General features: G+C 70.4%; 7 protein-coding genes and 1 pseudogene. 4 read left to right on the forward strand and 4 right to left on the reverse strand.

What is annotated here, in order from left to right; translation table 11 throughout:
• Both ON38_RS35900 and ON38_RS07995 read right to left on the reverse strand, forming a co-directional pair.
• On the reverse strand, positions 1-831 hold an 831-nt coding region (locus tag ON38_RS35900; protein ID WP_245563962.1), incomplete at its 3' end, for an LLM class flavin-dependent oxidoreductase.
• Between the two features lie 359 nt (positions 832-1,190).
• Positions 1,191-1,652, reverse strand: coding sequence for a DUF7144 family membrane protein (locus tag ON38_RS07995; RefSeq protein ID WP_039823648.1), 462 nt, complete (start codon positions 1,650-1,652; stop codon positions 1,191-1,193).
• Between the two features lie 266 nt (positions 1,653-1,918).
• On the opposite strand from ON38_RS07995, the gene ON38_RS08000 reads away from it, so the two are divergent.
• The 3 genes from ON38_RS08000 (at position 1,919) to ON38_RS08010 (ending at position 4,424) form a co-directional block, all read left to right on the forward strand.
• Positions 1,919-2,338 carry a YciI family protein gene (locus ON38_RS08000; protein WP_039823655.1) on the forward strand — a complete coding sequence of 140 codons (420 nt, stop codon included), beginning with the start codon at positions 1,919-1,921 and terminating at the stop codon, positions 2,336-2,338.
• A 9-nt stretch (positions 2,339-2,347) separates the two neighbouring features.
• Complete coding sequence (locus ON38_RS08005; protein ID WP_039823650.1) at positions 2,348-3,661, forward strand: RNA polymerase sigma factor; 1,314 nt, start codon at positions 2,348-2,350, stop codon at positions 3,659-3,661.
• 88 nt (positions 3,662-3,749) lie between these two features.
• A complete protein-coding gene (locus ON38_RS08010; protein ID WP_039823657.1) occupies positions 3,750-4,424 on the forward strand; it encodes a lysophospholipid acyltransferase family protein in 675 nt (224 codons plus the stop codon).
• Positions 4,425-4,509: 85 nt separating this feature from the next.
• On the opposite strand, the gene ON38_RS08015 is transcribed toward ON38_RS08010, so the two are convergent.
• The gene (locus tag ON38_RS08015; RefSeq protein WP_039823651.1) at positions 4,510-6,678 is read right to left on the reverse strand and encodes an elongation factor G-like protein EF-G2; all 2,169 of its coding nucleotides are present in this window, start codon (positions 6,676-6,678) and stop codon (positions 4,510-4,512) included.
• Between the two features lie 262 nt (positions 6,679-6,940).
• Between ON38_RS08015 and ON38_RS08020 the strand changes: the two genes are divergently transcribed.
• Positions 6,941-7,456: an MmpS family transport accessory protein gene (locus ON38_RS08020; RefSeq protein WP_157181697.1), complete on the forward strand. Its 516-nt coding sequence runs from the start codon at positions 6,941-6,943 to the stop codon at positions 7,454-7,456.
• A gap of 88 nt (positions 7,457-7,544) precedes the next feature.
• On the opposite strand, the pseudogene ON38_RS08025 reads toward ON38_RS08020, so the two are convergent.
• A pseudogene (locus ON38_RS08025) lies at positions 7,545-7,778 on the reverse strand (hypothetical protein); the annotation flags it as partial.

Genomic DNA, 7,778 nt, shown 5'->3' on the forward strand with positions numbered 1-7,778 from the left:
CTGCCGGTCCGGCAGGCCGTAGGTGGGAACGTTCCAGACATCGGCGTAGCGGGCGACCAGCGGCAGGGTGTACTTCGGCCCGGTGCCGCCGATATGGACGGGCGGCCGCGGCCGCTGCACCGGACCCGGCACATTGGCGATATCGTCGACCCGGTAGTGGGCGCCCGCGAACGTGGTCCGTTCGTGGGCGAACATCGAGGTGATGATCTCGAGCGCCTCGCCCAGCCGCCCGGCGCGCTCGGCCGCCGCACCCCAGGCCAGCCCCGCCCGCGTATGTTCCTCGCGGATCGAACCGCTGCCCAGGCCGAACTCCAGCCGGCCCCCCGAGACGATGTCGAGCGTGGTCGCCATCCGTCCCAGCACCACCGGATGCCGGAAATTGTTGCAGAGCACCAGTGCGCCCACCCGCAGCGTGGAGGTCGCGGTGAGCAGCGCGGTCGCGGTGGTCCAGGCCTCGAGGCAAGGGTGCCCGGGGTGGGTTTCGGCGATCAGTCGGCGCAATATCATTCCCGCCGCGAAGGCCCCGAGGACGACGTCGAGATCGAAGACCTCGGCCACCGTCATAAGGACGAGCAACAGCAGGAACACCAGCCGGACCGGCAGCTGATTGGTGCCGGTGGCCAGGGCGGCGAGGACGCGTTCGGTGCCGGGACGGCGTTCCAGGATCCGTTGCGGCACCCACGCCACCACACCCGCGGCGGCCGCGAACAGCAGCAGCACCGCCAGGGAAGCGAGGACATCGTTTCCGGTGAGCAGTATCGACATGGCCAATACCGGGCCGAGCTCGCCGACCGCGCCGTGTGCCAGGATGGCGCGGCCCAGCCAGTTCATAGCCCGCGAGCAGGAAGAGCATGCCGAGCCCCAGTTCGCTCAGCAACTGCACCCCGCCGGCGGTACCGGCCAATCCGGTGGCGAAGGGGCCCAGCACGATGCCCAGCGCCAGCAGCACGACCACATCCGGGACCAGACCGCGCAGCAGCCGGGACACCAGGGGCGCCGCCACCGCGGCGCAGGCGATCCAGAACAGCGAGACGATGGCCGACGGCTCCGGGTCCACGGGCGCCGCCGAGATCGTCATCCGCTCATGGTCGCACCGGCCGGCCCGCGCGCCCGTCGCCGACACGGCCGGCGGGTCGTCCGGATCGGGTCCCGGACCGGCGCGAGGCGGCGCCGGTCCGGGCGGTAACGGCTCAGACCCGTTCGGGCCGCCAGGTGGCGATGGCCCAGATGATCACGATATCGAGCGCGATGATCAGGATCGACCACAGCGGATACCAGGGGATCCACAGGAAGTTCGCGATGATGGACAGCGAGACCAGGCCGATCGCGACGATCCGCGCCCACAGTGCCCCGGTCATCAGCGCCAGGCCGGCCAGGATCAGCAGGATGCCGAAGATGATGTGGATCCAGCCCCAGCCGGTCAGGTCCAGTTCGTAGATATAGTTGGGCCCGGCGACGAACACATCGTCGTTGGCGGCCGCCGAGATGCCCTGGAACAGGGTGATGAAGCCGGAGACGAGCAGCAGCGCCGCCGCCGCGATGGAAGTGCCGCTCGCGACGGCCTGTTTGGTGGAATTATCGGCGGTCGATGCCGCGTGGGCCCCGGTGGTGCCGGGTCTTCCGGACGTCGGTGCTGCGGGGTCGGTGGTCATAACAACTCCCTTCGGATGGGAGGAGCCACACCGGACCTGGAGAACTGATCGCCGGTGACGCCCTCATACGACACACTTCGATTCCTTTGTCCTGATCGGAAAGTATGCCACCGGGCAGCACGTTCGAACCCGTTCGACGACGAAACGGAACCGAGTCGCGACTTTCGGCGAAAAAATATCCGGCGGGTTGTCGATTCGCCGGCCGCCCGTTCGACCTATGGGTGAAAGGGTCCAACAGGGGCCCCGAGAACAAGGAGAACCGGACCGTGAAATACATGCTGATCATGCGCGCCACCGACGAAGCCTTCGCCGCGATGGGTGAAGTCGACTTCACCGAGATGCTGGAAACGGTCGGCAAGTTCAACGACGAACTGATCCGGGCCGGGGTGCTGCTCGCCGCGGAGGGCCTCGAAGATGCCGCCGAGGGGGTCGTCGTCGACTATTCGTCGGCGGATCCGGTGGTGACCGACGGGCCGTACGGGGAGACCAAGGAACTGTTCAACGGGTACTACATCCTGAACGTCGCGTCCAAGGAAGAGGCGGTGGAATGGGCCAAACGCATGCCGATGACGGGCGCGGGCTTCAAGACCGAGATCCGCCGGGTCCCCACCATCGACGAATTCCCCCAGGACAATATCTGGATCCAGAAGGAGCGGGCCTGGCGCGAAGCCACCGGCCAGCTCTGACCGGCGGCCGTGACAGTGCACGAGGGCCGGGCCGCGGTGGCCGCGGTGTGGCGGATCGAATCGGCGCGGATCGTCGGTGCGCTCGCCCGCTACACCGGTGATTTCGGCCTCGCCGAGGATCTCGCCCAGGAAGCCCTGGCCGAGGCCCTGGTGACCTGGCCGCGGGACGGGGTGCCCCGCAATCCCGCGGGATGGCTCCTCACCGTCGGCCGCCGCCGCGCCGTCGACGGCTTCCGGCGGCGTGCCGCCCTCGACGATCGGTACGCCGCTCTCGCCCGGGACCTGGGTGAGGGCGGCGTCGCCACGGGCAGCGATCCGGCGGACCCGGCGCGGACCGCCGAGCAGATGCTGTGGGATCCGGATCGCATCGACGACGATGTGCTCGCCCTGATATTCGTCGCGTGCCATCCGGTGCTCGCCCCGGAAGCGCGGGTGGCGCTCACCCTCCGGGTGATCGGTGGCTTGACCAGCGACGAGATAGCCCGCGCCTTCCTGGTGCCGACGGCCACCATCCAGGCGCGGATCACCCGGGCCAAGAAAACCCTGGCCGCGGCGCGGGTGCCGTTCGAGATCCCGCCGGCCGCGGAGCGCCCGGCACGCCTGGCCTCGGTGTTGCGGGTGATCTACGTGATCTTCACCGAGGGGTCGTCGGCCAGTTCGGGTGCCGATCTCATCCGGTTCGATCTGGCCGCCGAGGCCCAGCGGCTGGCCCGCGTGCTGAGCCGGCTGGTCCCGGACGAGCCCGAGACGCACAGCCTGCTGGCACTCCTGGAGCTCACCGCGGCCCGGTTCCCGGCGCGGACCGGCCCCGGCGGGGAGCCGGTCCTGCTGGAGGACCAGGATCGCCGGCGCTGGGACCGGTCGGCGATCGGCCGCGGGCGAGCGGCCCTGGCTCGCGCCGGGCGAGCCCGGCGCGGACTGGGTTTCTACGGGTTGCAGGCCGCGATCGCCGAGTGTCACGCGGTGGCGTCGTCGGTCGGGGACACCGATTGGGATCGGATCGTCCTGCTCTACGAAGCGCTGGGCCGCCTGGCGCCCTCACCGGTCGTCGAGGTGAATCGCGCGGTGGCGGTCGCCATGGCCCGGGGACCGGCGGCCGCCCTCCCGATCGTGGACGAGCTGGAAGCGGCGGGCGAACTCGCGAACACCCATCTGCTGCCCAGCGTGCGCGGCGAACTGCTCATCCGGCTGGGCCGGACCACCGAGGCCCGCGCCGAACTGGAACGGGCGGTCGCGCGGTGCGCCAATGCGGGTGAACGCACCGTACTCGAACGCAAGATCGAGTTGCTCGACACCGGCAGGCCGGGAGTCGGCGGTGAGTAGTTTCCCGGTTCCGCTGCCCGGCACTGCGCGACCATGATGGACCGGTACCGGCGTGCGGGACGCCGCGGCAGCGAGTGACGGGGTGGATATGGAGAACAGAGCCGGACGGCCCAGAGGTCTGGGCGCACGGGCCTGGGTGACCACGAAAGTGGTCCGGCGGGTACTGCGGGTACTGGCGTGGTCGAAGTTCGTCCACGTCACCGTGATCGGGCGGGAACTGGTACCCCGCACCGGTCCGGTGATCGTGGCGAGCAACCACATCTCCATGCTGGACGCGGTGTTCCTGTGGGGCGCGCTGCGACGGCGGGCGGTGGCCGTCGCCATGGCCGAACTGTGGTCGTGGCCGGTCGTGGGGTGGCTGGTACGGCGACTGGGGCAGATCCCGGTGGTGCGCCGCGACAGCGCGTCGGGTCAGTCCGCGCTGGCGCAGGGCGAGCAGGTCCTGCGTCACGGGGGAGTCCTGTTGATCTACCCGGAGGGTCGGCTGGTCGCGCCGGGCGAGGTGGAGCCGTACAAGCCCGGGGTGGCGAAACTGGCTCTCGCGACCGGGGTTCCGGTGGTGCCGGTGGGTACCACGGGTACCGATGAGGTCATGCCGATGCGGCGGCTGCGCGGCGACCGTCCGGCCTTCGATCGGCGCCGCCGGGTGACCGTTCGTTTCGGAACCCCGCTCGATCCAGCGGGATGCACCGACCCGGAGCAGTTCCTGGGAGAGTTGCGGCGGCGCATCGAGGAACTGCGCGCCGCACCGGATCCGCGATAGCCGATTGCGTTGCTGCGTTGCGGGGTCGCGGCGGGTGGGGGTGCAGGCACACCGGTGACGGCGCCCGCACGGGCGGTCGGGCCGGTCAGGCCCGTGGCGCGGGCGATCTGTCGCGGACCTTCTCCGCCAGCTGGGCGGGCATCGGGTCATGCCGCAGGTATTCCCGGGTGAACTCGGCGACACCGTGGGTGAGGGAGCGCAGTTCGGTGGCGTAGCGGATGAGTTCGAATTCCGGCACCTGGGCGCGGATCAGGGTGCGCCCCGGATCGGCCGGTTCGGTGCCCAGTATCCGGGCGCGGCGCACCGACAGATCGGTCAGGGCCGCGCCCAGGTGGTCGTCGGGCACCCGGACCTCCACCAGCGCAATGGGCTCGAGCAGGGACATCCGGGTGCCCGCCGCCGCGTCGCGCAGGGCCAGGGCTCCGGCGGTCTGGAAGGCGGCGTCGGAGGAATCGACCGAATGCGCTTTACCGTCGAGCAGGGTGACGCGGATATCGACCAGTGGATTGCCGCTGCTCACCCCCCGTTCGGCCTGGGCTCGCACACCCTTCTCGACCGAGGTGATGAACTGCCGCGGTACCGCGCCGCCGATCACCTTGTCCACGAATTCGATTCCCGATCCCTCGGTGAGCGGTTCCACCTGGATCTCACAGACCGCGTACTGGCCGTGCCCGCCGGACTGCTTCACATGCCGGCCCCGCCCACCGGCCTTCTCCGCGAACGTTTCCCGCAGCGGGACGCGGGTCTCCTCCACATCGACCTCGACGCCGAATCGGGTGCGCAATCGCTCCAGCGCCACATCGCGTTGGGCTTCCCCCAGTGACCAGAGCACCAGCTGATGGGTGCGGTCGTTGTTCTCCACCCGCAGGGTGGGATCCTCGGCGACCAGCCGCGTCAGCCCCTGCGGGAGCTTGTCCTCGTCGGTCTTGCCGTGTGCGCGGATGGCGGTGGGCAGCAGTGGTTCCGGCATGGGCCAGGGATCGATGAGCAGAGGGGCGGCGGTATCGGAGAAAGTGTCGCCGGTGCGGGCGTGGCCGAGTTTGGTCACATAGGCGATATCGCCCGCCACGGCCTCGCTCATCGGCCGCTGTTCCCGGCCGAACGGGGCGGTGATGCCGCCGATCCGTTCGTCGTCGTCGTGCTCGGCGCCCGAGCCGTGCCCGCAGATGTGAACGGTGTCGTCGGCGTGCAGCGTGCCGGAGAAAACGCGGACCAGCGAGACCCGGCCGACGTAGGGGTCCGACGAGGTCCGGACGACCTCGGCGGCCAGATCGGCCGCCGGATCACAGCGCAGGGTGATCGGTGTGGAGCCGTCGGCGAGCCGCCGGGCCGGCACCGTGTGCTCGGCCGGGCCGGGGAATCCCGTGGTGATCAGGTCGAGCAGTTCGATGGTGCCCAGGCCCTGCCGCCCCTCGGCGGTGGCCGGCGCCGCGAACAGGACCGGATGGAAGCTACCTCGCGCCACCGCCCGCTCCAGGTCCGTGACCAGGGTGGCGAGCTCGATCGGTTCGCCGCCGAGATATCGGTCCATGAGGGTCTCGTCCTCGCTTTCGGCGATGATGCCCTCGATGAGCCGTTCCCGGGCCTGTTCGGCGACGGCCCGATCGCCGGGTGCCGGGTCGGTCCAGGCCCGTTCGCCGCCCGAGTAATCGGCCACCCGCTGTTCGAGAAGTTCCATCAGGCCGGTGGCCGGGCGGTGCCCGTCCGGGCCCGCCGGCCCGTACACGGGCAGATGGAGCGCCAGCACGTTCTCCGTCGACCCGCCGCCGAGCAGCGCCTGGCAGGTGCGGCGCAGCTCCTCGAAATCTGCGCGGGCGGTATCCAGGTGGGTCAGCACGATCGCCCGCGGCATGCCGACGCTCGCGCATTCCTCCCACAGCGCCCGGGTCGCGCCGGCGACGCCTTCCACACCGTCGGCCGCCGACACCACGAACAGTGCGGCGTCGGCCGCCCGCAGTCCGGCGCGCAATTCGCCGACGAAATCCGCGTAGCCCGGGGTGTCGAGGAGATTGATTTTCACGCCGTTCCACTGGATCGGCACCACCGACAACTGCACGGACCGGTGTTTTCGCTGCTCGATCTCGTCGTAGTCCGACAGCGAGGTCCCGTCCTCGATCCGGCCCGCCCGGTTCACCGCGCCGGCGGCCAGCGCCAGCGCCTCCACCAGCGTGGTCTTACCCGATCCGCTACTTCCGACGAGAACCACGTTCCGTATCTGCTCGGGTCTCGTCACCCCGTTCGCTCTGACACCCATGACTCACCGTCCTCGGCACTCGGCATGTGGTCATCTACGAGCTTCCCACCGGCGCTGCCCGTGGTCCACGGTCTCTTACCATCGACCTTCCCGGGCTGCCCGCGCGAGCGTCCGGACCGGTCGGCGGCAACAGTGAGGAAGTGCCCGAACGGCGGGGTAAGTAGACTTTGAACAGTAAAAATAGCTATGTAACATCAATTTGTCCGAATGTGATCCACTCCTGGTGGTGCGTCGGCCGTGCCCCCGACCAGAGGAGTTCACATTGATCGATCCGCCCGGTGAGCACCGGCGCCGTTCCGGCTTGCCGCCGGCCGACGCGGACCGGCAGGACCTGTACGCCGGGAGCTGGCTCGCCGGCACGCGGTCCTCCCGGAGGCCCGCCCGCCGGCGGTGGGTCGCTGCCGGGATCGCCTTGGTGCTCCTCTGCCTGACCGGGGGTTGTCTCGCGGTGGTGGCGGGCCTCGCGAACGACGGTGACGGGGACTCCGACCGCGAGATCGCGGTGAGCTACGAGGTCGCGGGCACCGCCGATGATGTCTCGATCACCTACCTCGGCCGCGATCTCGGCATGGCCCGGGAGACGGCGGCCGGACTGCCGTGGCGGCGGGATGTGCTGATCGAGAGCTTCGGCACGATGGTCTCGCTGATCGCTGTGAACGACGCCGACGACGGCGCGGTGACCTGCCGGATCCTGATCGGCGGTCGGCTCGTCTCCGAGCAGACCTCCACCGGTCCGTACGCGTCGGCGGGGTGCTCGGGGAGCGCCGGTGGAGGGTAGCGTCGCCGCCCGCCACCCGCTCGCCCGGCGCATCGGGACGCTCGGAGGTCGGGCCGGCGGGGGTACCGGGCCCGGCTCGTGCGCTGGGTCAACAGCGTGGCTGGAACGGGTAGCAGACCGGGGTCGGCGGCGGTGCGGGACGCGGCGGCGCCGGTGGAACCCCCGCCGCGGGCTGCGGCGGGGCGGCGGGTACCTCCGCGACCGAGCTGATCTGGCGCTCGTCGCCGGTCTCCCTCGGTTCGGGGGCATCGGCCGCACCGCCGCGGGCCACCAGCCATAATCCGCCGCCGAGCACGGCGATCGCGGCGAAGGCCGCCGCCGT

The sequence above is a fragment of the Nocardia testacea NBRC 100365 genome (assembly GCF_000308775.1).
In the GTDB taxonomy this organism is placed as follows: domain Bacteria; phylum Actinomycetota; class Actinomycetes; order Mycobacteriales; family Mycobacteriaceae; genus Nocardia; species Nocardia testacea.

What these genes read in the sequence shown, in the direction of transcription:
- ON38_RS07995 (WP_039823648.1), bottom strand. Translation starts at nt 1,652, where the DNA reads ATGACCACCGACCCCGCAGCACCGACGTCCGGAAGACCCGGCACCACC.
- ON38_RS08015 (WP_039823651.1), bottom strand. Translation starts at nt 6,678, where the DNA reads ATGGGTGTCAGAGCGAACGGGGTGACGAGACCCGAGCAGATACGGAAC.
- ON38_RS08010 (WP_039823657.1), top strand. Translation starts at nt 3,750, where the DNA reads ATGGAGAACAGAGCCGGACGGCCCAGAGGTCTGGGCGCACGGGCCTGG.